Origin of the sequence: Paenibacillus sp. XY044, assembly GCF_002257645.1 — a bacterium.
Taxonomy (GTDB): domain Bacteria; phylum Bacillota; class Bacilli; order Paenibacillales; family Paenibacillaceae; genus Paenibacillus_AQ.
The window spans coordinates 67684-91897 of sequence record NZ_NQMO01000006.1 but is presented as its reverse complement, the minus strand read 5'-3'; the positions used below and the strand labels follow the sequence as shown (position 1 = coordinate 91897).

The 24214-nt window shown below is 52.5% G+C and carries 28 protein-coding genes; 13 read left to right on the top strand and 15 right to left on the bottom strand.

The features are described from left to right. Positions 1-85 precede the first annotated feature (85 nt). A complete protein-coding gene (locus CJP46_RS22890; RefSeq protein WP_094597952.1) occupies positions 86-1438 on the top strand; it encodes an MATE family efflux transporter in 1353 nt (450 codons plus the stop codon). Between the two features lie 34 nt (positions 1439-1472). After that, entirely contained in the window at positions 1473-1853 is a 381-nt protein-coding gene (locus CJP46_RS22885; protein WP_094597951.1) for a hypothetical protein, read from the top strand. 53 nt (positions 1854-1906) lie between these two features. Here the strand turns inward: CJP46_RS22885 and vanT are convergent, their stop codons facing one another. From vanT to CJP46_RS22840, 9 genes are all read right to left on the bottom strand, one after another. Beyond that, positions 1907-3118, bottom strand: a complete 1212-nt coding sequence (gene vanT, locus CJP46_RS22880) for a serine racemase VanT catalytic subunit (protein ID WP_094597950.1) — start codon at positions 3116-3118, stop codon at positions 1907-1909. Then, a complete protein-coding gene (locus CJP46_RS22875) occupies positions 3115-3939 on the bottom strand; it encodes a D-alanyl-D-alanine carboxypeptidase family protein (RefSeq protein WP_179281284.1) in 825 nt (274 codons plus the stop codon). The genes vanT and CJP46_RS22875 overlap by 4 nt, the downstream gene beginning before the upstream one ends. After that, positions 3936-4997, bottom strand: a complete 1062-nt coding sequence (gene vanG, locus CJP46_RS22870; RefSeq protein ID WP_094597949.1) for a D-alanine--D-serine ligase VanG — start codon at positions 4995-4997, stop codon at positions 3936-3938. The genes CJP46_RS22875 and vanG overlap by 4 nt, the downstream gene beginning before the upstream one ends. Positions 4998-5244: 247 nt before the next feature. Then, positions 5245-5859 carry a DUF2812 domain-containing protein gene (locus CJP46_RS22865; RefSeq protein ID WP_094597948.1) on the bottom strand — a complete coding sequence of 205 codons (615 nt, stop codon included), beginning with the start codon at positions 5857-5859 and terminating at the stop codon, positions 5245-5247. Beyond that, positions 5846-6184 carry a PadR family transcriptional regulator gene (locus CJP46_RS22860; protein ID WP_076173109.1) on the bottom strand — a complete coding sequence of 113 codons (339 nt, stop codon included), beginning with the start codon at positions 6182-6184 and terminating at the stop codon, positions 5846-5848. The genes CJP46_RS22865 and CJP46_RS22860 overlap by 14 nt, the downstream gene beginning before the upstream one ends. A 130-nt stretch (positions 6185-6314) precedes the next feature. Further along, positions 6315-7610, bottom strand: coding sequence for an FtsW/RodA/SpoVE family cell cycle protein (locus CJP46_RS22855; RefSeq protein WP_094597947.1), 1296 nt, complete (start codon positions 7608-7610; stop codon positions 6315-6317). After that, positions 7610-7939, bottom strand: coding sequence for a PadR family transcriptional regulator (locus tag CJP46_RS22850; protein ID WP_094597946.1), 330 nt, complete (start codon positions 7937-7939; stop codon positions 7610-7612). Before CJP46_RS22850 ends, CJP46_RS22855 begins: the two co-directional genes overlap by 1 nt. 220 nt (positions 7940-8159) lie before the next feature. Next, a complete protein-coding gene (locus CJP46_RS22845) occupies positions 8160-8888 on the bottom strand; it encodes an amino acid ABC transporter ATP-binding protein (RefSeq protein ID WP_094597945.1) in 729 nt (242 codons plus the stop codon). After that, a complete protein-coding gene (locus CJP46_RS22840; protein ID WP_094597944.1) occupies positions 8881-10329 on the bottom strand; it encodes an amino acid ABC transporter substrate-binding protein/permease in 1449 nt (482 codons plus the stop codon). The genes CJP46_RS22845 and CJP46_RS22840 overlap by 8 nt, the downstream gene beginning before the upstream one ends. 443 nt (positions 10330-10772) lie before the next feature. Here CJP46_RS22840 and CJP46_RS22835 point away from each other — a divergent pair, with 443 nt between their 5' ends. From CJP46_RS22835 to CJP46_RS22825, 3 genes are read left to right on the top strand one after another with little or no spacing between them, the layout of a single operon-like run. Beyond that, positions 10773-11438, top strand: coding sequence for an ArsR/SmtB family transcription factor (locus tag CJP46_RS22835; protein WP_094597943.1), 666 nt, complete (start codon positions 10773-10775; stop codon positions 11436-11438). Beyond that, positions 11411-12571 (top strand): cysteine desulfurase family protein, encoded by a 1161-nt coding sequence (locus CJP46_RS22830; protein WP_094597942.1) that lies wholly within the window; start codon positions 11411-11413, stop codon positions 12569-12571. Before CJP46_RS22835 ends, CJP46_RS22830 begins: the two co-directional genes overlap by 28 nt. A gap of 39 nt (positions 12572-12610) precedes the next feature. Then, on the top strand, positions 12611-13915 hold the full coding sequence (locus CJP46_RS22825) for an MFS transporter (protein ID WP_094597941.1): 1305 nt from the start codon (positions 12611-12613) through the stop codon (positions 13913-13915). Positions 13916-14050: 135 nt separating this feature from the next. Here CJP46_RS22825 and CJP46_RS22820 read toward each other — a convergent pair whose 3' ends face one another. The 4 genes from CJP46_RS22820 to CJP46_RS22810 all read right to left on the bottom strand — a co-directional run bounded on the left by CJP46_RS22820 (position 14051) and on the right by CJP46_RS22810 (position 17696). Beyond that, positions 14051-14512: an SgcJ/EcaC family oxidoreductase gene (locus CJP46_RS22820; protein ID WP_094597940.1), complete on the bottom strand. Its 462-nt coding sequence runs from the start codon at positions 14510-14512 to the stop codon at positions 14051-14053. Between the two features lie 19 nt (positions 14513-14531). Continuing rightward, a complete protein-coding gene (locus CJP46_RS36635) occupies positions 14532-14696 on the bottom strand; it encodes a hypothetical protein (protein ID WP_179281283.1) in 165 nt (54 codons plus the stop codon). A 294-nt stretch (positions 14697-14990) separates the two neighbouring features. Beyond that, positions 14991-16379 carry an FAD-dependent oxidoreductase gene (locus tag CJP46_RS22815; protein ID WP_179281282.1) on the bottom strand — a complete coding sequence of 463 codons (1389 nt, stop codon included), beginning with the start codon at positions 16377-16379 and terminating at the stop codon, positions 14991-14993. 372 nt (positions 16380-16751) lie between these two features. Further along, a complete protein-coding gene (locus CJP46_RS22810; RefSeq protein WP_094597939.1) occupies positions 16752-17696 on the bottom strand; it encodes a helix-turn-helix transcriptional regulator in 945 nt (314 codons plus the stop codon). Positions 17697-17836: 140 nt separating this feature from the next. Between CJP46_RS22810 and CJP46_RS22805 the strand changes: the two genes are divergently transcribed. Further along, positions 17837-19015, top strand: a complete 1179-nt coding sequence (locus CJP46_RS22805) for an epoxide hydrolase family protein (RefSeq protein ID WP_218831049.1) — start codon at positions 17837-17839, stop codon at positions 19013-19015. A 69-nt stretch (positions 19016-19084) separates the two neighbouring features. Here CJP46_RS22805 and CJP46_RS22800 read toward each other — a convergent pair whose 3' ends face one another. Further along, entirely contained in the window at positions 19085-19966 is an 882-nt protein-coding gene (locus CJP46_RS22800) for an ADP-ribosylglycohydrolase family protein (protein WP_094597938.1), read from the bottom strand. A gap of 310 nt (positions 19967-20276) precedes the next feature. Beyond that, the gene (locus CJP46_RS22795) at positions 20277-20861 is read right to left on the bottom strand and encodes a TetR/AcrR family transcriptional regulator (protein ID WP_094597937.1); all 585 of its coding nucleotides are present in this window, start codon (positions 20859-20861) and stop codon (positions 20277-20279) included. Positions 20862-21094: 233 nt separating this feature from the next. On the opposite strand from CJP46_RS22795, the gene CJP46_RS22790 reads away from it, so the two are divergent. The 7 genes from CJP46_RS22790 (at position 21095) to CJP46_RS22760 (ending at position 24213) form a co-directional block, all read left to right on the top strand. Beyond that, positions 21095-21529, top strand: coding sequence for a DUF6526 family protein (locus tag CJP46_RS22790; protein WP_094597936.1), 435 nt, complete (start codon positions 21095-21097; stop codon positions 21527-21529). Positions 21530-21554: 25 nt separating this feature from the next. After that, a complete protein-coding gene (locus CJP46_RS22785) occupies positions 21555-22046 on the top strand; it encodes a DUF6022 family protein (RefSeq protein WP_094597935.1) in 492 nt (163 codons plus the stop codon). Continuing rightward, positions 22043-22438 (top strand): DUF6220 domain-containing protein, encoded by a 396-nt coding sequence (locus CJP46_RS22780; protein ID WP_179281281.1) that lies wholly within the window; start codon positions 22043-22045, stop codon positions 22436-22438. The genes CJP46_RS22785 and CJP46_RS22780 overlap by 4 nt, the downstream gene beginning before the upstream one ends. A gap of 335 nt (positions 22439-22773) precedes the next feature. Continuing rightward, a complete protein-coding gene (locus CJP46_RS22775; protein ID WP_094597933.1) occupies positions 22774-23271 on the top strand; it encodes a sigma-70 family RNA polymerase sigma factor in 498 nt (165 codons plus the stop codon). Continuing rightward, complete coding sequence (locus CJP46_RS22770) at positions 23268-23414, top strand: YvrJ family protein (protein ID WP_094597932.1); 147 nt, start codon at positions 23268-23270, stop codon at positions 23412-23414. The genes CJP46_RS22775 and CJP46_RS22770 overlap by 4 nt, the downstream gene beginning before the upstream one ends. A 19-nt stretch (positions 23415-23433) precedes the next feature. Continuing rightward, positions 23434-23658 carry a helix-turn-helix domain-containing protein gene (locus tag CJP46_RS22765; protein ID WP_179281279.1) on the top strand — a complete coding sequence of 75 codons (225 nt, stop codon included), beginning with the start codon at positions 23434-23436 and terminating at the stop codon, positions 23656-23658. 72 nt (positions 23659-23730) lie between these two features. Further along, entirely contained in the window at positions 23731-24213 is a 483-nt protein-coding gene (locus CJP46_RS22760) for a cell wall hydrolase (protein WP_094597930.1), read from the top strand. Position 24214: the final 1 nt, after the last annotated feature.

Sequence of the window (24214 nt, the reverse complement as noted above, 5' to 3'; positions counted from 1 at the left end):
GAGCGTCATATAGGGACCTCTGCTAGTAAGGGTTCCTCTTTAAAAAAGTTTTCTAGAATTCATGTACAAAGGAGCCCATCCCGTAATGAGCCTCTTGGTTAGAGAACGACATTTTTATAAGACCTTCTTCAGGCTGACATTGATCACTGCCCTCCAGAACGTCATTACCATCGGCGTCAATCTTTCGGATAATCTCATCCTCGGGGGATATAATGAGACGGCTCTCTCCGCGTCATCGCTTGCGAATCAGATTCAGTTCATCGCAACGTTTCTGATGATCGGCTGCTCCCAAAGTGTTATTATTATGGGTTCGCGCCTGTGGGGGGCGGGCAAGATTCATCCCATTCGCCGTGTCGTCGGAGCGGGAATGGCCATTTCGTTTGTCATCGGACTGCTGATGTGGCTGGTGGCCTTATTCTTTTCGTCGGGACTATTATCCGCATTGACGAATGACGGAGCGGTCATTCAAGAAGGAGCTAAATTCCTAAGAATCGTCTCCTTTTCGTATGTCTTTTTCGCCGTTACCAATATATTATTGGGTGCCCTGCGCAGCATGGAGATTGTGAAAATCGGCTTGATCGTCTCCCTGTGTACGCTTGCTATTAACGTTACGCTCAATTACGGACTGGTATACGGTTACGGGGGGCTGCCAAAATTGGGGCTGGAAGGATCGGCCACAGCTACATTAATCTCGCGAATTATCGAATGCATCATCGTCGCCGTTTACTTTTTTAAACATAACCATCACCTGCGACTACAGCTGCGTGACTTCCTCAAGCTCGATCATTCGATTCTGAAGCAATACACCAAAATTTCCTTACCGATCCTGTTGGCCAGTCTGTCATGGGCAGGAGCCATGGCTGTGCAAACCGGGATTCTTGGCCATATGGGAACGTCAGCGATCGCTGCCAATAGTGTAGCAACAACGATATTCCAGTTCGTAACCGTGATTTCCTACGCTTCCGCCAGCGCCTCTTCAGTCCTTATGGGGAAAACTGTAGGAGAAGGCATTTTTGAAAAAATCAAAGCCTACAGCAAAACGCTTCAAGTCCTGTACATTCTGATAGGCGTACTGACCGGCATCGTTTTATTCTTGACCAAGGACCATGTTCTTTTCCTGTATTCCGTTTCGGACGAAGCCAAAGAACTTGCGTTAGCGTTTATGACCGTTCTTTCCGTGACCGTTATCGGAACTTCTTATGAAATGCCTGCCTTATCCGGGATTGTCCAGAGCGACGGGGACACCAAATTTGTCATGTATAACGACTTCATCTTTATGTGGTTGTTGATCCTGCCGGCATCGTTGCTGGGTGCATTCGTTTTTGGCTTCCCGCCGGTCGTCATATTTATTATTCTTAAGAGTGATCAGATTCTTAAATGCTTTGTCGCGCTTGTCAAAGTAAACCGGTATAAGTGGCTGAAAGCCGTCGAGCACTAGAGCGATAGAAAACCGGAACAGGAGGAGTGAAGGTTTGAAAGGAAGACGACTTAAAGTTAAAGCTAGTCAAATCGTTCTTACCCTGATCTATCCCATGGCCTTCTTCTGCTTTTTAAATCTGGATCAACAGTTAGATTCGTGGACGATCCCTATTGCTGCTTTGATTCTATTCGGCTTGCTGTGGGAAAACCTGATCTATTTGCTGATCTCCAACCTATTAACCTGGGTGGTCGCGATCCCTTTATGGCTCGTTATCATGGAGCCGCAGGAAGAACAAACCTTCGCTATTTTCACGGCCTCTCTTCCGTTCATTATGCTGCTATTTGCCGGTTTCGTTCTCATCCCGGAAATGCTTATCGTCACTGCAAAAAACTACATCACGAAAAAGTTCATACGCCGAAATATAACGAAGTAGCGACGGCAATTCCAACGTGGCCTTGAACGCAAAAAAGCCGCTGTACCCAGCGGCTATTCAACATATATACGCTGCACCCGAATGCCGAGCCGGCTTACGATTTCGTTGGTGACCGTTCCGCAGCGCGCGGCGATCTCGCCGGCGGTGATCCGCTCCGCGCCGTCTTCGCCGATCAGCGTGACGGTGTCCCCCTGCCGCACGCCGTCGATGCCGGTGACGTCGACGGTCAGCTGATCCATGCAGATGCTGCCGATGATACGGGCCCGCTGCCCGCGGATCAGGACTTGTCCACCCTCGTCCGACAGCATCCTCGGAACGCCGTCGGCATAGCCGATGGATACCGTGGCGATCCGGATATCGCGCTCCGGTACGAAGCGGCGTCCGTAACCGACCGGGTGGCCAGCCTGTACCTCCTTCACCTGCGTCACGGTCGCCCTGAGCGCCAGTACAGGCCGCAAATCGGCCATGCACCGCACAGCGTCGCCCTCCTGGCTGAGCAGGCCGTACAGCGCGATCCCCGGTCGGGCCCGGTCATAGCGCAGCTCCGGGTAATTCAGCATGCCGTAGCTGCCCTGGAGATGGACGAGGCCCGGATCCATGCCCGCTGCCTTGATTTGAGCGACCACCCGGTCGAAATGTCCGATCTGCCGGCGCGTAAATTCGGTTTCCTCCGCTCCAAGTCCATCTGACATGGACAAATGACTGAACATGCCCGTCACCCGAAGATTGACAAAGTCATAGCACCGCAGAATCGACTTCATACTCTGATGGGGCACGCCAAGCCGGTTCATCCCAGTATCGATTTTGACATGAACCTCCAGGTCGACGCCGCACGCCTCCAAGGCTTGTCCGTATTCCAGGCTCACCATCGTCTGCGTCAGATGGTACCGGGCCAAATCGGCGGCCCGCTCCGGATCGGTGTAGCCAAGGACCAGAATCTCGCCTTGGATGCCCTGTTCGCGCAAAAGGATCCCTTCCCCGATTTCCGCCACGGCGAAGCTGTGGATCCCCGAACGGTTCAGATGCCGTGCAATCTCTACAATGCCATGTCCGTACGCATTGGCTTTGACGACCGCCATCAGGCGGCACCCGGACGGGAGAAGCCGCTGGAGCTCGGCAGCGTTATGCCGCAAGTGCCTCAGACTAATCTCCGCCCACGCCCGGTGGGATAAGGCAGGCCGAGCCCCCCTCTTTTCGGTTGGAGAAGTAAGCGTGTATCCCCATCTCGCAGAGAATGTTTCTGCCCGAGAACGGTGTGCCCTCAACTCACCAGCCCCTTCCGCAAATCATGGAAGATAGTGATGATGCAGCCGTCCACGTTGTTCCCTGAGCACTCCACCCTCGTTTCAGGGCTGACCTTGATCGTCAGTACCTGCTCTTCCTCACGAACGGGAACATAATATATCTCCACAAGATGTTCCTTCACCTTCTTGAACAGATGCGGACCATTCAAGGTGAACTGCTTCAAGTAATCCGTATATTCCTCCAGACACATCCCGTATTGCTCCATGATGACGGCATGCGGCACGCCTACATAACGAAAATGCCAGGGCTCGCAGGCAATATGCGTCAGATGCTCTTTGCCCTGCTTGTAACGCTGGATGAAGCCAAACTCCGCCGCAAGCTCCCGAAAGGAAGCATACACGCCGTCCTCCGGAAACGACGGGCATAAATAGTCGACCCCGGTATGCTTGTCGCCCACATCCGCCGCAAGTCCGGTCTGGTGTTCGCTTTCTCCGGGACGAGCCACGTAGCTCGCGGTAAAAATTTCTCCGTTCTCCACCAGCGACCGATCGTAAATGCGCTGCTGCTCCATGGTGGTGCGGTAGCCGCTGACAATTCCGATGCCGCTTCGGCCCCCACACGCGTCCAGCAGCGCCTCCAGCCGCTGCAGGCAGTTGCGTTCCAGACGCATCACCCGCTCATGAGTGCTGGCGTGAGCGAGTGATTCCACAGGCGCGAGGCTCTTGGAATAAGGCGTCTGGCGGAGCGGGTGCTCGTTGTTAATGAGGATCAGGTGGCCCCGGTGTACCATGTTCGGCTGGATATGAATCACGCGTCCTTCAGTCCCTACAACCCCGATCATCGAACCGCCTCCTTCGCTTCGGCCAGCTGGATCAGCCGGTCCATCAGGTCCGGGTACGGCAGATGGCTGGCGCGCATCATGTTCGGATAACGGCTTGCCGCCGTGAATCCGGGCATCGTGTTCACCTCATTGAATACGACCCGCTCCTCTTCGGTAATGAACATGTCCACCCGGGCCAGGCCGCGGCAGCCGAGCGTCCGGTAGACGCGGCGCGCGGTCTCTTTGACCCGGTTCGCCGTCTCCTCCGAAATTCGCGCAGGCAGATGGATCGTGGACGAAATCAGCTGATATTTTTCCGTATAGTCAAAAAATTCGCCCTGCAGCTCGATCTCATCGATTTCCCCAATGAATGGTTCCCGATGTCCAAGAACTGCGCAGCCCACCTCAAAACCGGCGATGTTCTGCTCGACCACCGCCTTGTCGTCATGCTGCAGCGCCTCACGGATGCCGTCCATTAGCGCCAGCCTGTCGTAAGCCTTCGTAATGCCGAAGGAAGAGCCGGACTTGGCCGGCTTGACGTAGACCGGATAGCCCAGCGTCTCAGCCGATTTGGCTGCCGCATACAAGTCGTCTCCTGCCTGGACCGTCACCGAATCCGCCACATCCACCCCGGCCGCTTTAACCAGCTTGCTGGCAACCTCCTTGTCCATACAAAGGGCGGAAGACAGCGTGCCGCAGCCGACAAAAGGAATGCCCGACAGCTCCAGCAGTCCCTGCAGCGTGCCGTCTTCCCCGTTTTTGCCGTGAAGAACCGGGAAGACCACGTCCACCGGTGTAAGGCGGTATTCCGTCCCGACCAGCTCCACGATCCCAGCTGTTTCCCGGCTCGGCGGCAGAAAAGCCGGGATGCAACCCGGATGCTGCTGCCAGCAATCCCTCCGGATATCCTCCGTATCTCCGGGGTACCTCCGCCAGGCTCCCTCCCGGGTAATGCCGATGAGCACCAGCTCATATTTGTTCTTGTCCAAATGATCTATGACAGATGCCGCCGATTGCAGCGATACTTCGTATTCCGTCGAGCAGCCGCCGAACAGCACGGCGATCGTTTTCTTATGCATCTCGTTTCTCCCCATTTCCGGTCCGGTGCCCACTCCGCGTGAGCGCCTGAGCGTGAACCTAAGATGCTTTTGATTATAGGGAGAGGATGTTAAGCAAACAGAAATTAATATTAAAGGAAATCTAAAGAAAGATTAAAGAGGCGCTGACCGCTCAGCCAAGCCGCAAACCACGCCAGCCGTTCTCCGCATAAAAAAAGAGGACGCTGACGACAAGCGCAGCATCCCCCTTATTGGTTCCCATTCGGCATTACTGCCGCTGGGATTTCTCGTACTCCTTTTTAGCTTTGTGTGCGAAAACCGAGTATACGATAATCATGACCGGGATGACCATCCAGACGACTCCGCGGAACAGCGCAAACGGTGTCTCGAACAGGAACGCCTGCCAAAATCTTGGGCCGCTCATTTCCCACAACCCCGGCGTGTAATACAGCGCTTGGGGCTTCATGATAACGGACGCATCAATAGCATCGGTCGAAATCAGTACCGCGAAAATCGGGATAAAGCAGCAGCAAAGCGTCATCCACATGTCGGAAATCCGTTTATACCGGGCCGCCTTGGAGTCGGCATCGGAGAAAATATCCTCGTTCCCCTGGTCACCGTTCTGCTTGAAATATTGAGCTCCCGATCCCTTCGTGCCGGCGACATGCGTCCAGCCGCTGTCCTCAAACAGGGCAACATAATCCTCAAAGTCCCGCTGATTTTTAAACGTGCGGAAGTCGATCCGGTAGTTGGCTTCCTCCGGTACGCTTCGCTCGAATTGATAGCCGAAGGATTTCCGGACGAGTACATAGCCCTGCCGGGCCATGTCGTTCAGCCACTGTTCTTCCTGGTCCAAATTCGTAAAAAGTTTATATTTTTTCATGCAGCAACTCCTCCTTGCCCCACTGCATATTGGTCACTTCGATCATGTGGCGCATCCGCTCGTAATCCTGTCTCAGCATTTCCCGACCCAGATCCGTGATGACATACACCTTTCGGCGGCTGTCCTCGCTCGCGGCCGGCTGGATGAATTTCTGCTTCAGCAGATTGTCCACCGCCCCGTACAGCGTGCCGGCCGCCATCCGGACCTGCCCCGCGCTGAGCTCCTCCACCTTTTGCATAATCAAATAGCCATGCGCCGGTTCCAGCAGCGCCAACAAAATATAATATACCGTTTCGGTCAACGGCAAATGTTTATCTCTGCTCAATGAAGTACCTCCCATTTGCTCAGTCACACTTTATATCGTTCAACTGTATATTTACACTATATACAGTATCACTGTATATTGCAATAGCAAAAAGACCAAAACCCGGAAATATCGGGCTTGGCCTTGTTTTTCAAACGGTCTCCATCCTTGCGGGAAGCATCTGCTTGCGCCGATAGATCGATAACAGCAGCCCCATGGCGCAAAAATCAATCACCTGCGTAAACCCGCCGTAGCCGACAAAAGGCAGGCTCTGCCCCACGATGGGTACTACCCCATACGCCATAAGCAGCGGCCACAACAGCCGAATGCCAAAGACGACAATGAACGCGGAAAATATACAGGTGGCATATTCATCCCGAATAGACACGCCCATCTTCCAAATTCGGATCAGGAATCCGATGACCAGCAGCCCGATGACGATCCCGGCCCCCCATCCAAAGCAGTAAATGAGATACGGGTACATCGATTCGTCATAGATATACGGGAGGGTTTCGTTAGCCGCCGCGAATCCGTGGCCCGTCCATCCTGCGGAACGGATCGCCCCAATCGTCTGTATGGTCTGGTAATCTTTATCCTGTGCGCTTAAAAAGGACTGCAGCCGCTCCACGAGGTAAGGGGTCTGCGTCAGTTTGTATATGTATAGCGAAAGGATTGGCAGTCCGACAGCAAGCAGTGGAACCCGGTTGTGCCGCAGTGCGATAATCCCGAACCCCGCCAAATAAATGCAGCCGTACAGCAAAGACCCGCTTTGCCAATACAGCACGACTGGAATGACCATTTGGGCCGCGAACTTGATCCAGCCGACTGCATCCTTGCTACTGAATTTATGGTTCAGGCCCGACGCCGCAATGAGCAATGGCAATATGGATGCGGCCATCACGTTCATGCCAAAGGGACCGAAGGCCAAGAACACGTTCTGCCCGTTTGTCGTTATTCCTACCTTCAACGTTAAAGCCATTAAGGCGATGGTTCCCCAGAATAACACTCCAGAATACCTTTTCAGCTTCCGGTAGTCCAGGAAATAACAAATAAACAGGGCAACAAACCCCAGCACAACAATGAAGAGCTTCTTCTCGACCAGCTGGATGGAGCTCCACAGCTTCAAACCCGACATCTGCACATTCAGTAATCCAAACAACCCCACGATCGCCAGCAGAGCCAAAAGAACAACGAGCTTCCAGTCGAACACGGGCTTATGCGCCTGGTGAAGGCTTCGCCCAATGTCGTCCGGATCGCCCATCAACTTAATCGCTTCCCGCGCACGGTGTTCCTCAGCAACCCCTTCGGATGCCAGCATGTCCATCCGTTCCGCAATATGACTCCCCAACTCCTCGCGGATTTCGGCATGCATGGATTTCACGCGGATATGCCGGCACACCCGGCCGAGAAATTCCTGAACCACCGCATCCTGTTCCATAGACCGCATCAGATTCCCTCCCCGATCACCGTATCAACCGCCGTGCGGAACCGGACCCATTCCTGCTGCTTTTCTCTCAATTGATTCCGGCCCTGGTCGGTCATCCGGTAATACTTCCGTTTGCGGCCGTCATGCGTGCTCCAGTAAGCTTCCAGCCAGCCTTCCGACTCCAGGGTGTGCAGAATCGGATAGAGCGTTCCTTCCTTCATGGAAAAGACGCCTTCTGAGCTCTTCTCAATTTCCTTGATCAATTCGTAACCGTACATTTCCTTCTTGTTCAGCACCGTCAGCAGCAAAATCACCGTGCTGCCCTTGAGCAGTTCTTTATTAATTGCCATACTTATTCTCCTAATACCTAGATTTACAATACATCGTAATACTATGTATTTGAGTATATAGAACAACATCCAGATTGGCAATAGATGGGGACAAAATGACGATGAGGTCAATAAAAAAGCCCAGCCAGGCAGCCAATGCTGCCCGACCGGACTTTTATCCAAACCGCTGTGATTACCGGTAACGGTCTATCACAGGGCTTAACTCACGCTAAAGGCACGCCTACAGCACCTTATCCAAGAAGCTGATCGTACGCTCGTTCTTCGGCTGGCCGAACACTTCCTCCGGCGGTCCTTCCTCAACGATATAGCCGCCGTCCATGAAGACGACCCGGTCCGCCACCTCGCGGGCGAAGCCCATCTCGTGCGTGACGATCATCATCGTCATGCCTTCGCGGGCCAGATCCTTCATGACGCCGAGCACTTCGCCGACCATCTCGGGGTCCAGCGCGGACGTCGGCTCGTCGAACAGCATGACGTCGGGATTCATCGCGAGCGCGCGGGCGATCGCCACGCGCTGCTTCTGCCCGCCCGACAGCTGGCTCGGGAACGCGTCGGCCTTGTCGGAGAGTCCGACCCGCTCCAAGAGGCGCATCGCCGTCTCATGTGCCTGCTTCGCGTTCATTTTACCCAGCTCCATCGGAGCGAACATGATATTCTTCAGCACGTTGAAATGCGGAAACAGGTTAAAATGCTGGAACACCATGCCGATGTTTTCACGCGCCTTGTTAATGTCCGTCTTCGAATCGTTCAGATCCTGGTCATCGACGATGACCCGGCCTGCGGTAATGTCATCGAGCTGGTTAATGCAGCGCAGAAACGTACTTTTGCCCGAGCCGGAAGGGCCGATCACGCACACGACCTCGCCTTCCTTGACCTGCATATCGATTCCCTTCAGCACCTGGTTGGCACCAAAGCTTTTCTGTAATCCTTCAACCCGAATCTTACCCACGGCGCAACCTCCCTTCCAAGAAGCCTGAAAGTTTCGTTAAAATCGTGATGACGATCAGATACATGATGGCTACGACCAGCCAAATATCAAATGACGAGAACGTTCTGGCGATAATGATTTTGCCAGATTGCGTAAGCTCGACCAGACCGATCGCCGACAGAATCGACGTATCCTTCAACGTAATGACCAGCTGATTGATGAATGCCGGAATCATGACGCGGATCGCCTGCGGAATAATAATCTTCATCATCGATTTGCGGTAAGGCAGACCGAGCGAACGGGCCGCTTCCATTTGTCCGCGGTCGATCGACTGAATGCCGCCCCGGATAATTTCCGTTACGTAAGCGCCGGCATTCAGACTGAGCGTCAGAATGGCCGCCAGGAACAGCGGCATCGTGAAGCCGAAAGCCTGCGGAATACCGAAATAAATAAAGAAAGCAAGGACGATCAGCGGAATGCCGCGGAATACGTCAACGAATACCGTCGCTAGGCCGCGGAGAAATTTATTGCGTCCCACTTTCATAAAGCCGAAGATCAGCCCCAGGATAAAGGCAAAGAACAGCGACACGATCGTGTACAGCAGCGTCTTGCCAAGACCCGTCAGCAGCGGCGGCAGCGAATCCTGAATCAGTCCCCAGCGGCTTTGATTCGCCGGTCCGGATGCATTTTCGCCCAGATACTTCTCGAGAATCTGGTCATACTCCCCGCTGGCTTTGAGATTGGTCAGACCGTCGTTGAACTTTTGCATCAGCTCCTGGTTCTTGCCTTTGCTGACCGCAAAGCCGTAGGAGCCGCCTTCTTCCTTGTCGGTCACGATCTTGAGCCCGTTGTTTTGGGTCACCCCATAGGCGAGCACAGGATAATCGTCAAAGCAGGCTACGGAGTTCCCGGTTTTGACGTCATCGTACATCTGCGAAGAGTCGTCGAACGGTACGATGGTGAACCCGTACTTCGGAGCGATGGATTCGGCGAAGCTGTAGCCTTCTGTACCAGTCTTTACGGCTACTTTCTTTCCTTTTAGATCCTCGTAGCTCTTGACGGTATCATTGTTTTTGCTGATGGCCATGACCACGCCGGATTGGAAATAGGGCTCCGAGAAGTCGAATTTCTGCTTCCGTTCGTCGGTAATGCTCATCCCTGCAATGACGCCGTCCACCTGGTTCGCTTCCAGCGCCTGGACGGCTGCGTTAAAGCCCAGCGGCTTGATTTCATACTTAAAATTCTGATCCTTGGCGATGGCCTCCATCAGATCCATGTCGATCCCGACAAATTTGCCGCTGACGTCCTGAAACTCAAACGGAGCAAACGTAATATCGGTACCGATGACATAGGTTTTGCCGGAATCCGGCGCAGCTGTGGCGCTTCCCGCCAAACCGGACCATCCGGTTACCACGAGGAGCAGCAGCGCAATTGAAAATAATGATGCCTTTATGGATTTCATATGTCCTCCCCTTCTCGGTCAAGCCGAATGTTGTTTCCCTTCATACTTTCTCTTTCTGGTAGCAGGTATTCTCCCACCTGGTATCCTATTTTACCAAAAAACCAATCATTCCTAAAAATACATTTTCAACCATATAGAATGAATTAAGGAAATGAATGATATAGGCCGTATTAGGCCGTTATAACAGGAAATCCAGTGCAAAACATTAGTTCGATCTCTACAGAAAAATAGCAATTTACTACTAAGCCTAACACAGTCCGCGGATAAAGGAAGCAAGTTAGCTACCATTCATTACCCATTCAGGTCGGGTTTGCCTAACCATTATCGGGATTTTGAAAAAAAACATAGCCGAGCCTTGAACTTATTTCCACCTTGACGATCAAAGAAAGCCGCAATTATAATTCAATTAATTAATTGAATATTTTAGAAAGGTTGGGATACCTATGGACCACGATCTTCCCATTCGTGCTTTCAAAGACGACTTGTACCGGCAGTTCGCCCGAATCGGGAAATGTCTGTCCAGCGATAAAAGGCTCGAACTCATGCATTTGTTATCCCAGGGACCCAAATCCGTTGAAAAACTGGCCGAGGCCACAGCAATGAGCGTGGCTAACGTTTCACGACATCTCCAAATTTTACTGGACGCCAACCTGGTGAAATTCAGCAAGCGGGGAACGTATGTCATTTACTCCTTGGCTGGTCCCCATATCGAAGGCTTTTTGAATTCTCTATGGCGAATGAGCGAAATGCAGCTGGCCGACATTACCCGAATGAAAAACGAATTTCTGGATCAGTGTGAAGATGTACAGACCCTGTCTTTGGATGAAGTGCTGAGCAAAATGAACGAAGGCAGCATTATTTTGCTGGATGTACGCCCGGCGGACGAATTTGAGGCAGGACATATTCCCGGAGCGATATCCGTTCCGATGCAGGAGCTTCATCAATACTTACAAAGTCTGCCCAAGGGAACCCAAATTGCCGCGTATTGCCGCGGACCTTACTGCGTTTCTTCGGCCGAGGCGGTTGAGAAGATGCAGAGTGAGGGATTCACGGCTTACCGGGTGGAGGAAGGAGTTTACGAATGGCGGGAATATCAAATACAGAGGTAACGAAACCCATTTATCTGGACTATAACGCCAGCACCCCGATAGATCCTGAAGTGCTCCAGGAAATGCTGCCGTTTTTTCAGCAGCACTATGGCAATCCTTCTTCGTCGCACTGGGCGGCGGCATCGCTCAAAGAGACGATCGAACAGGCCAGAAGCCGGATCGCCGCGGCGATAGGAGCTAACTCCAATGAAGTGATTTTTACCAGCGGAGGAACCGAGGCCAACAATCACGCTTTAAAAGGGGTTTATTTTGCATCCAACCGGCGCAGCCGGCACATCATTACGACAACCATCGAGCATCCGGCGATTCTAAATCCCTGCTCTTTCCTCGAAACGTTGGGCGCTGAAGTGACCTACGTTCCCGTCGATCACTGGGGCCGGGTGTCCCCGGCGGATATCGAGCGCGCCATCCGTGACAATACGATCCTCATTTCGGTCATGCATGCCAACAGCGAGGTCGGCACGATCCAGCCCATCGAAGAAATTGCTGAAATCGCCAAACGTTACGGCATCCTGCTGCACACGGATGCTGCGCAGTCTTTTGGCAAAATCCCGGTGAACGTCGATGCTTTAGGCGTCGATTTATTGTCCATCGCCGGCCATAAGCTGTACGCGCCCAAGGGCATCGGCGCACTTTACGTGCGCGAAGGCACAGCGCTTGCCCCGTTTGTGCACGGGGCCGGTCATGAATCCGGCCGACGGGCAGGCACCGAAAATGTGCCTTATATCGTCGGATTGGGCAAAGCGGCAGAACTTGCAGCGGAGAAGGTCGATTCCCGTGAAATCCGAAATCTTCGCGAGGCCTTGAAAGAAGGGTTCAAGGCAGCTTTTGGAGACCAGGTCCGGTTTAACGGCGATCCAGAAACGAATCTTCCCAACACGCTAAACATAAGCTTCTTAGGGCTGAGCGGGCAGGAAATGTTGAGTCGTTTTCCGGAAATCGCCGCTTCCACGGGATCCGCCTGCCACTCCGGAAGCACAACCCTTTCTCCGGTGCTGCGGGCCATGGGCCTTAGCGATTACGAGGGATTGGGCGCAATCCGGTTCAGCTTGGGCCGATTCACCACCAAAGAAGAAGTGAAGTCCGTCATTTCTTTATTCCAAGACCGGCTGCAGTGTGGGGCCAAAAAATAATGAATTCAATTGATTTGTATAATTAGGGAGGATCGTTGTATGTCAGAGACCACGGTTGTAAAAAGGATAAACACCCTCCCGGAACCTTTGATGCAATACGTTGATTCGCCCGAGAAGCAGCGGCAGTTGTATAAAAGGACGATGATGACCGTCATCATTTCCCAAATATTTGGCGGGGCCGGCCTGGCTGCGGGGATCACGGTGGGAGCGCTGCTTGCCCAAGACATGCTTGGAACCGACAGCTATGCTGGAGTTCCTTCCGCATTATTTACGTTAGGGTCGGCCGGGGCAGCCCTTGTCGTCGGTCGCCTTTCCCAGCGACTCGGCCGCCGGACGGGGCTGGCTGCGGGCTTCTTGGCAGGCGGTGTTGGTGCGGCAGGCGTCGTTTTGGCAGCCCTCATGAACAGTCTGGTACTTCTTTTTATTTCTTTGTTGGTGTACGGTGCCGGTTCAGCTACAAACTTGCAGGCTCGTTATGCCGGCACGGATTTGGCGCTGCCCACGCAGCGGGCCAAAGCCATTAGTGCCGCTATGCTCTTCACCACATTCGGCGCGGTGGCCGGACCGAATCTGGTCAATATCACGGGAGGGGTAGCCACTTCCATAGGTTTCCCAGCGCTTTCTGGTCCATTCATGCTGGCTGCTGCGGCATATCTTTTGGCCGGCGCGGTCCTCCTCATCTTCCTGCGGCCGGATCCGCTGATCGTGGCCAAGGCGATGGCGGAGGCACAGCGCGTAAATGAAGGCCTGGATAGCACGAAGGAGGCCCGCGTACAAGAAGCGGGTATTCATAAATCGGGCATCATAGTCGGTGCGACGGTGATGGTGCTGACCCAAATTGTGATGGTTGCGATTATGACCATGACACCGGTCCACATGAAACATCACGGACACGGGCTGGGCGAGGTCGGCATTGTCATCGGCATCCATGTGGCAGCGATGTATCTGCCTTCCCTGATTACCGGCATTCTCGTCGATAAGTACGGACGGACCCTAATGTCCTATGCCTCCGGAGTAACCTTGCTTTTGGCAGGCTTGCTGGCTGCATTCGCGCCCGGAGATTCCATGATCTTTCTCGTGCTTGCACTGGCGCTTCTCGGACTGGGCTGGAACTTTGGCTTAATTAGCGGAACGGCAGCCATTATCGATGCGACGCCTCCGCATGTCCGGGCGAAAACCCAAGGCACGGTGGATGTGCTCATCGCATTAGCCGGGGCATCGGGAGGAGCGTTATCCGGCATGGTTGTGGCCCAATCCAGCTATTCTGCGCTTTCTTTGGCCGGAGGATTCCTGTCCCTGCTTCTGATCCCGGTTGTCGTCTGGTCGCGGAAAAAGAAAGCTTGATACGAACTTCATACGATGACTTCATAATCCCGAGCCGCGAGGTTTAGGATTTGAGGTGGTGATCACGTGGTGACCCCTTTCGTCTTTTCCGGCCTGCTGCAGCGATTGCCGGCAAAGCGTGAGGGGTTGATTTTGTTACTGCTGAACAACCCGCCGTGAGCTCAGCTTTGTGAATATTTTTTGCATCAAACCGGGGCCCGAAATCCGGCTGTTCTGAAAAGCCGCGATGCGCCACTCGCCATTTTGCTTTACGACTACATTGGTGTTGATCGAGTCCCGTTTCTTCGGCGCCTGTTTCTGCCATCTCAATTTGACGACACCCACGCCGTGAAAGATCGCCAGCTCCGGCGTGATGAACTTGATTTTCGTGATCTCCCCATCCAGCGTCGACCCTCTTAATACGCCGTTCCACAGCTCCTGATGCACATCAGCGATCGCCTTTCTTCCCTGCAAATGTTCTCCTTGGAAAGTGACATAGTCCGCCTGATCGGTAAAGCATGCCCCATATGCCTCGCCGTCCCCTTTCCCCCAAGCCCCTTTCAGCTGTTCAAACAGCCGTTCGATTTCTTTCCGGTCCTGTGCCTGACTCAAGTTCATGTTTTCCATCTCCTTTGAATTATTTGCCGCCGGTTACACGGATTTCTTCCCCGTTCACAAACGTGTTGGCTGCCGAGCCCAGATAAACGATGAGATTGGCGGTGTCTTGGACGGCCGCAGCTTTGCCGATCCCCCGAGATCCGCCGGTGATCAATACGACACGGTTCCTTAATCCGTAATCCAATCCCCAAACATCTCCATATATCTAGACCGGTTAATTATCTTGATTTATATAATATCTTGATTAATTAAGATATTATGCAGTTTGATGTGATTTGTCAATAGATCCCAACATTTTTTATTGAGTATCGAGACCATTCCGCGCCAGCCTTTGCGAAAAAGGCAAAAAAATTCCGGCCCGCTGCGGACCGGAATAAAGCATGGTTATGGTGGTGGCAAGAAACAGGCTGGCAATCCCGCTTCCCGCCGGGATGGAAATTCCTGGTTGGAATAAGTCAGGAAATGACTCGGTGTTACATTAAACAGCTAGTTTCGTTTGGACAGCAGCTTCCGGAGCAGCCTGCTCCTTCTTCATTTCGTCCATGGCGGCCAACCCGGCCGTATTCAGCACGTTCCATGGCTTGTTGTAATGCGGCTGGAAGAAGAAATCCACGAAAGCCAGCTCCTGCACCGTCATCCGGTTCTGGATGCACACCGACAACGTATTGGCCGCCTGGGTCATATCGGCCTTCGACATCACCTGGGCCCCAACGATTCGGCCGCCGTCCGCTTCGAAGACCAGCTTCAGCATCACGTCATCGTATGTCGGCATGAACTCCGGACGGTTGTTCTCATGAATGGTTACAGTTTTCACATTCAAGCCTGCAGCAAACGCAGCGGCCTCCGTCATGCCCGTCGAAGCGATGTTCCAGTCAAACAGCCGGATGGCCGACGTTCCCTGGGTACCTTGATAGCGCACGGTCGGCTGCACCAAGTTCATGCCGGCCAGCGTACCCATCCGCACCGCGTTGGTAGCCAGCGGAATGTACATCGCCGTTCCCGTCGGATTGTAGCGTACGGCGCAGCTGTCTCCAGCGGCCAGTACGTCGGGATTGCTGGTGCGCATATAGTCGTCGACGATAATCGCGCCGTTTGGCAGCATGTCGACCTGGCCTTTCAGCAAATCCGTGCCGGGACGGAAGCCGATGCACAGCACGACCATATCGGCTTCAAACGTGCCGTCCGTGGTAACGACCTCGCGTACCTTGCCATCGCTTCCGCGGAAGCCTTCCACCGCCCGGCCCAGGGCCAGCCGCACGCCGCGGTCCTTCAGCGTCTGCTCGGCCAATTCGGTCAGATCGCGGTCGAGGTACTTGGCCATGACGCGGTCCATGTTATCGATCAGAGTGACCTGCTTGCCCAGCTCGCGGAATGCTTCCACCAGCTCGATGCCGATATACCCGGCGCCAATCACTGTGATGCGCTCTGCATCGGCAGCACGGGCAATGATTTCCTGCGCGTGAGCGTAGTTTTTGCACAGCTGGACATTGTCCAAATCGATTCCTTCCATCTTCGGAATAACCGGCCACGAGCCTGTGGTGACCACCAGCTTATCATAGCTGTCCGTAAATTCCTCGCCGGTCACCAGGTTGCGGACGTTCAGCGTCTTGGCGTTGGTGTCGACGGCCAGCACTTCGTGCCGCATCCGGGTCACGGCGCCAAGCCCGGCCAGCTCTTCCGGATTGCTGTAGAACAATCCGCCTGCGTCTTTGACGACGCCCCCGACGTGAAGGGCGATGCCGCACGACAGGAACGAAATGTTATCGTTGCGTTCGTAAACCGTAATTTGGGCTTCCGGGTGCTGCACGGCAATACTTTTCACAGCGGCGGTTCCGGCATGGGTACATCCAATGACTGCGACTTTCATGGTAATTCCTCCTTCAAGGGAATGAAATGGATGAAGTTTAACGGTATGGACCACACTTAATGGATAAGCAGCGGAATGGAGGATGCTGCCTGATTGTGAAATAATGCACAATATACTTCAAAAAAATAATCACCGATGATTTAGCTGCCTTGATTTGTTTGTGATTTATATCACAACCTCTTTATGGCTTAATCATACACCTTCCCTTTTACCATTGCAAGGGGTTTGTGAAAAAAATCTCAAAATTAATTTTTGCTGCCGTCAAGGCTGACTCGGAAGAACATACATTCCGCATCAAACAAAAATCCACAGCCGATTTTCGGCCGTGGATTTGTTGTCATGTTTGAAGAAGTCGACGTATTATTCCCAGCATCAAGCGTGTTCGTAATTCCCCGCCGTTTGTTCCGCCATATGCCTAATCCTCTCGGCTACATCATCCGGTTCGAGCACCCGCAAATCAGGCCCATAACTCAGCAGCATGCCGTACATCCAATGATTATCCGGGTAACTCGCCCGGACCAGCAACGATCCGTCCTCTTCCGTTTCGACGTTCCCTATGCCAAAAGCCTCTTCTACCCGCACTCTCAACCGCGGCTTAAAACGCAGCAGGAGGGAAACCGCCGGTCCGGTCTCCTGGTTCCCCCACCTTGCATCCAGTTCTTCCATATGCACGCCGCGGTGCGGGAATTGCTCCAAGTGCACCTTCAAGCCGCTCAATCGGGAAACCCGAAACGTCCGGTAATCCTGACGGGTACGGCAGTAGGCATATAAATACCAGGCGTACCCCTTCCAAGCCAGGCCGATGGGTTCGACTTCGCGCTGCTCGGCTGTGCCTTCCGTATTGGTGTACAGGAAGGATACCACCGACCGGTGCTTGGACGCCTGCCGCAGCGAAACGAGAACGGACTTATCCTTGATTCCCCCTCCATGCCACAGGTTGGTGTCAAACACGAGCGTTTCGCCCTCTTCCTCCATTTGGTCCTGCTCGGATTTGGCCACGAGCGCCTTGATCTTGGTCAGCAGATCATCCATTTCCCGGTCATCCAGCGAAGCTTGTACGCCTTTTAGGGCGACGAGGATCGATTTCAGGTCTTCCAAGGTGACAATCTGCCTCTCGATCCGGTACTTCTCCATAATTTCATACCCGCCATCCGTACCCGCGTACGACACGATGGGAATCCCCGCAGCGTTGATCGTCTCGAGATCGCGGTAGATCGTGCGGAGCGACACCTCGTACTTATCGGCCAAGGTTTGGGCGTTCACCCTGCGCCGGCTTAGCAGGATCATGGTAATGCCAAGCAGCCGTTCTACTTTCAAGCTACCCCTCTCCTTTATCAATGAAATGGACGATTCACAAAAAATAACTTTTTAAATCCCTGCATTTCTCACTGACATCATGTTGTCAAGGTGAGGGGCCTACAATAAAAACATAAGAACCCCCAAGGAGGATGCTAAAAATGAAAATGTTCGTCAACGATCCAACCAAACCAGACACGATCCGCCCCTTCCGCTTGGAAACGACGCCGGCTGAGCTTCAGGAACTGAAGCAGCGCTTAAGCTTGACCCGCTGGCCGGATGAGCTTCCGGGCGCAGGCTGGAATTATGGAGCACCGCTCTCTTTTGTCAAAGACATGGCGGGGTACTGGGAGCATTCTTTTGACTGGACCAAGCAGGAGCAGCTCCTCAACAGCTATCCTCAATTCACGACGACGATCGATGGCGCCAACATCCACTTCTTCCATATTCGATCCTCCGAGCCGGGTGCGGTGCCGCTCATGCTCATTCACGGTTGGCCCAGCTCTCCAGTGGAGTTCCTGAAGCTTGTCGGTCCGCTGACAGACCCGACATCGTACGGCGGCGATGCCGCAGATGCATTTCACCTGATCATCCCTTCGCTGCCGGGCTTCGGCCTGTCGGGTCCGACGACCGAGGCGGGCTGGAGCCCATCCCGGACAGCCAAAGCGCTGGATGCGCTCATGATGCTGCTCGGCTATGAGCAGTACGGCGTGCAGGGCGGGGATATGGGCGCCATGATAGCGCCTGAAATCGGCCGCATCGCCGCCGGCCGCGTTATCGGGGTGCATGTGAACGCAGCGACCATGGGCTTTGTGCCGTTCGGGGCCATCGAAGACGATGTGTTCGCGTCGCTGACCGATGCCGAGAAGGTTCGGGTCGGCCGGTTGGGGCATTTTATGAAGGAAAGATTCGGGTTTAACATGATCCAGTCCACCAGACCGCAGACGCTCGCTTATGGGCTTCATGATTCTCCTGCCTTGCTGCTGGCGTGGACCTGCGAATTGTTTAACGGGTTCGGGGATACGGTCGATGCCGTAGACCGCGATACGTTCCTCACCAACCTCATGCTGTACTGGCTGACAGGAACGGCGAACTCTTCCACTCGCATGTATTACGAAGGTGCCCACGATCCGGGTGCCTGGGCTCCGAAGGATATGTCGCCGACCCCCGTGGGTGTCGCGGTATTCCAGTTATCCGACGTAGCGATCCGCCGCTTTGCCGAGCAGGGCAACCGCATCGTGCATTGGAACGAATTCGAGCGGGGTACGCATTTTGCCGCGATCGACGCATCGGATCTGATGATCAAGGATATCCGCAAGTTTTTCCGCAAAGTGTTGTAACGGATGAAAATAGAATAAGAATGGGCACCTGGCGAGGTGCCCTTTTCCCTTTTACTGCCCGGGCCCCATTTACGATGAAGTTCTCAACGCATGCAGCTGCGAGACCACCCGGTCGAGCCGCTCCTTGATCAGGATGGCCTCCGCATACTTGGCCGGAATCCCTTCATGGCCGTAATATATGCCTGCCAATCCGCCGGCGATCGCTCCGATCGTATCGGAATCGCCTCCCAGATTGGCCGCCCGCTGCACCGCATCGCTGAAGTCGGACGCGTGAAGCAGGATATGCAGCACCCACCGGAACGTATGAACCACAAATCCGCTGGGAGGGCAGTCCGGTTCGTCTTCGATTAACCCTTCGTATTCGCTGCCTGCGACCTCTGCCAAGATCGCTGCTTTTAAGTCTTCACTCTGCAAAAGACGATCGGCAATGCGATTATAGATCATGCAGGCTTCCGCGCATCTTGGATCGTAATGCGTCATCCGTGATTGCATGATCGTCACCCGCTCGATCTCCGCCGGGTCTTTGTAAGCCAGCGCCGCAGGCAGGCAGCGCATCAGGGAGCCGTTCCCGCCGCTCTGACCCATATCCGCATGTGCGATAAAGGCGGCTTCGAACCAATCCCCTTCATATTTTTCAAATACGTGCCGGATGATGTTTCCGATGTCCTTAGGCCGCGATTGATACCATTCCATAAAATGACGCCCGATCGCCTCCAGCGGCTCTGCGGGATTCTCCAGCATCCCTTCCGCCACGCAGAGCGTCATCATCGTATCGTCGGTCACTTCTCCCGGTTCGAGCTGCCATACCCCGCCGCCGATGATCTCCGTCAAATAGCCGTATTGGGCTTTTACTTCTCGAACACTCATAAACTCCGTCGTTCCGCCAAGCGCGTCGCCCACGGCCACGCCGTACAGGCCGCCCTTCAAGCGGTCGAGCATTTGATCCTGCATGCCATCACTCCCCTGTTCTGATGATCTGGAAAAGAGGTCCAGCCGTTCTATTAGCTATGATTATAATAAAAATGTCTATCGACGTACATTCAAAGTAGACAGACCGCGTTTAGCGGAAATTTTTATTGCGAGATCAGGACGTTTAGCCTCGGAAGTTTATATTTTCTAATCTCTAAATAAAAATGTCTATCGACGTACATTCAAAGTAGACAGACCGCGTTTAGCGGAAATTTTTATTGCGAGATCAGGATGTTTAGCCATGCAATTCACAGACAAAAAAACCAGCCTAGGGAGGCTGGGTTGGATTTATTTATAATACGGCAGATAAAGTATCCAAAACGCGGCCCGCAAATTGTGCCCGTTCTTCGGACGACTCTTCTTTGCCCAAAAAGTTAATCTGGAACGCATGCTGGAAGCAGCTCCCCAGGAGTAAATCGGCAATCGCTCTCGAATCCGTGTTTTCCCCGATTCTGCCCAGCTGCTTCTCTTGATTCAAATAGGCTTCTACGGCTTCGTTTGCCCGATGGGGACCTTCATTCCGCAGCTGAAATCCTTCCCGCTGACGAAGCAACAGACCCGGCTCAGAGAAAATGGAACCGATCAGGGACATGGAGCTGTGAAAATCCTCCAACGCTGCGAGAGCAACCTGCTCCAGATTGCGCCGAACGGTTTCTTTACCCCCGAGAGCTTGCAGCGACTTTAAGGTACTCATCAAATGCTTCAATTGTCCCCGAATCACATGAAGAAATAAATCTTCTTTGCTGGAAAAGTGGTTATACAACGATCCTTCGGAGCAGCCGGCAGCCTTGGCGATTTCCTTGGTTGTGGTCTTGGCCAGCCCGTTCCTTAATAACACCTGTTCTGCGGCATCGGCTATTTTATTTTTTAAGTCCAATGGTATCCCTCACTCTATTGACATGGCAGTAATTACTGGTTATGCTTCCATTATGAGTGTGCACTCACTCATTGTCAAGCGAGTTCATCTCAGCGATCAGTAAGATCAATGGCAAAATGAGTGTGCGCTCACTCAAATATCGAAAAGGTTGAGCTTGCTATTTCTGAAGCAGCTACATGTCTGCATGAATGAGTGTGTACTCACTCACAATCTCGAGAAAGGAGGTTTTGAAAATGAAATCACAACATTACAAAAATCACGTCAGGATGGTCCCGGCGTTTCATTTTTTCCTGGTGCCCCTGGGTTTTATTACGCTGATCGCTTCCCTCATCCATCTGTTTGTCGCTGAAATGCGCGGGATATCGCTGTTTTCCTCGCTGCTGTTCGTGTCTGTCTCCCTGATAGCGGTCATGACGATGATCTTCGCCCGGAGGTTTGCCTGCAAGGCTCAGGACCGCGCCATTCGGGCTGAAGAAAACTTGCGCTGCTTTGCACTTACCGGCAAGCTGCTCGATCCCCGTCTGACAACGAATCAAATCCTTGCACTGCGATTCGCACCGGATGAGGAATGGATGGCTTTGTGCGACAAGGCCGTAAAAGATCATCTCACTCCTGAAAGTATCAAGCGGTCTATTAAAGCTTGGAAAGCCGATTGGGAACGCGTATAACCCCTAAATGAATGGAGGACGAAAAGTGAAGCATCTATCCGAAACGTTAAAAGAGAAGACCCTGCATGTGCTCGCTGCCCATGCCCAGCAATATATCGATGACCAATGGAAGCCGGTTTGGGACCGCCATCTCGAGGAAACGGAACGAATTTTTGCAAAAGGCGGTGATTCCGCCTATGGCTTTTACTGCCTTAAACTGTTTCAGCCCTTGGCTGCGGAAATTGTAGAAGCGGGTTTAGTCACCCGGCCGGTTCTGCCGGGGACTTTCCCCCAATCGGAAGAGCACTGGGGACCATGGGAGAACCGGGAAAGGCGATTTTGGAGCGTGATCCAGCAAGAAAACGGAAAAGCGATCGGCACGCTGATTACGCGCTTTTTTCACGACCATACCCGACTGCGTCTGCCTAGACAACCGCATGTCTACGCGATTCACGAGACAGACCCCGCTGAAATTTCCCATATTCTTATTCACGCTGACCCAAGTGTTCTGGATTCGCGAACGGACGGTGAGGCATGATGGTGAACAGATCCTACTCCCGGATAGCCCGTATCTGTTTTATGACGCTCGCATGGTTGTTTACCATCTCCGTTGCACTCCAGGTACTTCTCGCTGGGCTTGCCCTCTTCGTCAGTCCGGATAACTGGCCCATCCATGAAAATTTCCCCAGGTATTTCTCTTTGCTGCCTCTAATTATGGTTGTGTTAGCCTGGATCGGCCGTTTGCCCGGGAAGCTGATCCGGAGAAGTCTAGGACTGCTCGGCATGACAATAGGCATCATTCTGACTGCGGTGCTGTCATCCCGAATCGGTGTGTTGTCCGCGCTGCATCCGGTCATTGCGATCATGCTCTTTTGGAGCTGTACCCTCATTCTCCGCTCGGTGATTTTGTATCGGATTTGGAAGTTGTAATACGACCGATTCTTACGTCGGACTAGCAGACACCGGTAAAAACCGGCGTCTGCTTTTTGTATGCAGTGTCAGATAGGAACGGAGAACGGGGATGACGCCAATAATATTGCGTATTGTTACGTATCATGTTATCATAAAATTCACGTAACACCGAAGTAGAAAGCATAAGATGGATGGGATTCGATCTCATGTTTTCATATCCCTACTTAAGGTGCATCCATTAATGTTCTGTATTAGTACGTTAGCATTATGAACATATAACAATTAAATCCATATCCGTAACTATTCATAGATCAATATAATTGATCTATTTTTACGGCCCAAAAACAGAACATATGTTCATTTTTATGTGTAGTTGTAAAAAAATCCCTCATCATCTCTTTATTACATATAATGGTCTCTTCAAAGGGGTGGTCTTTATATCAGCGGACGAACATGTTAATAGGCGGTTCATTAAATACATGGCCAATCTTATTTACTACAACTCTATTAATCACGACAAAAAGAGACGTCTTGTGGCTAATCGATACCCGTTAACCCTGGACAATCAAGAAAACCTGGAATCCACTTTAATGACGGTTTACGATCCGGAACCTGTATCTCCTGACCTAAAGCATCACATCGCGAATCCCACACTTTATCAAGCTTATGAAACCCTCTCGGAGCAGCAGCAAAAGATCTTATCTCTTGCTTTCATCCATCAATTAAATGACAGGGAAATTGCCAAGCTCCTGGGGGGATCCCAACAGAACATCTCCAAGCATCGTTTAAAAGCTCTATCCAAGCTAAGCCAGTTACTAAAAGAGCAAGAGGAAGGAGGAGAAGTTTTATGAATGAGATCGACTTCGTTGGCGTAATTGCCAATTTAGGCTTTCCTATCGCCATCACCGCTTATCTGCTTCTTCGTTTCGAGAAAAAAATAATCGAATTAAGCGAAGCGATTATTAGCTTAAAAAATGAATTACAGAAAAAGTAACATAAAGGGGCTATATTTTATGATGACTGAATTATTGGTTAGGGCCCAGTTACATAACGACAAAGAAGCAACAGCACAGATTCTGGCGGCCTTCACCCCAAAAATTAAAGCTTCACTGTACCAAGTACCGGCCGATCACCGAGAGGACCTGAAGCAGGAGCTCTACATCAAGATGATCGAGGTCATACGAAGTTTCGATATTAGTGATCTGAATTTAAATTTCGAGAGTGGTTGTACATCATAGACTCAAATCCTCTTTATATAGTGAGTCGCCGCTAAGGCGAACTACACTTTCACTTTATAGGAGGTCATATTTATGGCAATTGGTGACAAACTTACTTCGAGAGACCAGCTTTACGGGCGTGACAGCGTCGATCTGTTGGCAAGAACACTTTACGGTGAGACGGAGAACGACTCCGAGTCCCGCGTCGGCGTTGCCTACGTCGTGGCGAACCGAAAAAATGCTACATCAGGAGAATTTAAAAACCTGACCACGATTGAAGCCGTCGTCCTGCAAAAGAATGCGTTCTCTTGTTTTTGGGACGATAACCTGGCTAAATGCCTTGCTCCCGATACAAGCAGCGCCGTATGGAAAAATTGCGTAGGCGTCGCACAAAACCTGAGCAGCTTTTCCAACCCGATTGGCGACAAGTTGTTCTACACGGTAACAACGTTATTCAATAAACTGAGTTACACGGATAACGGAAAACTCTACTACGACTTTCCGGGTGGAAGCACCGTCGTTATTACCTCCAAAGTTGCACTTGGGGCCCATACGTTTTTTAATTACACGCTGTAAC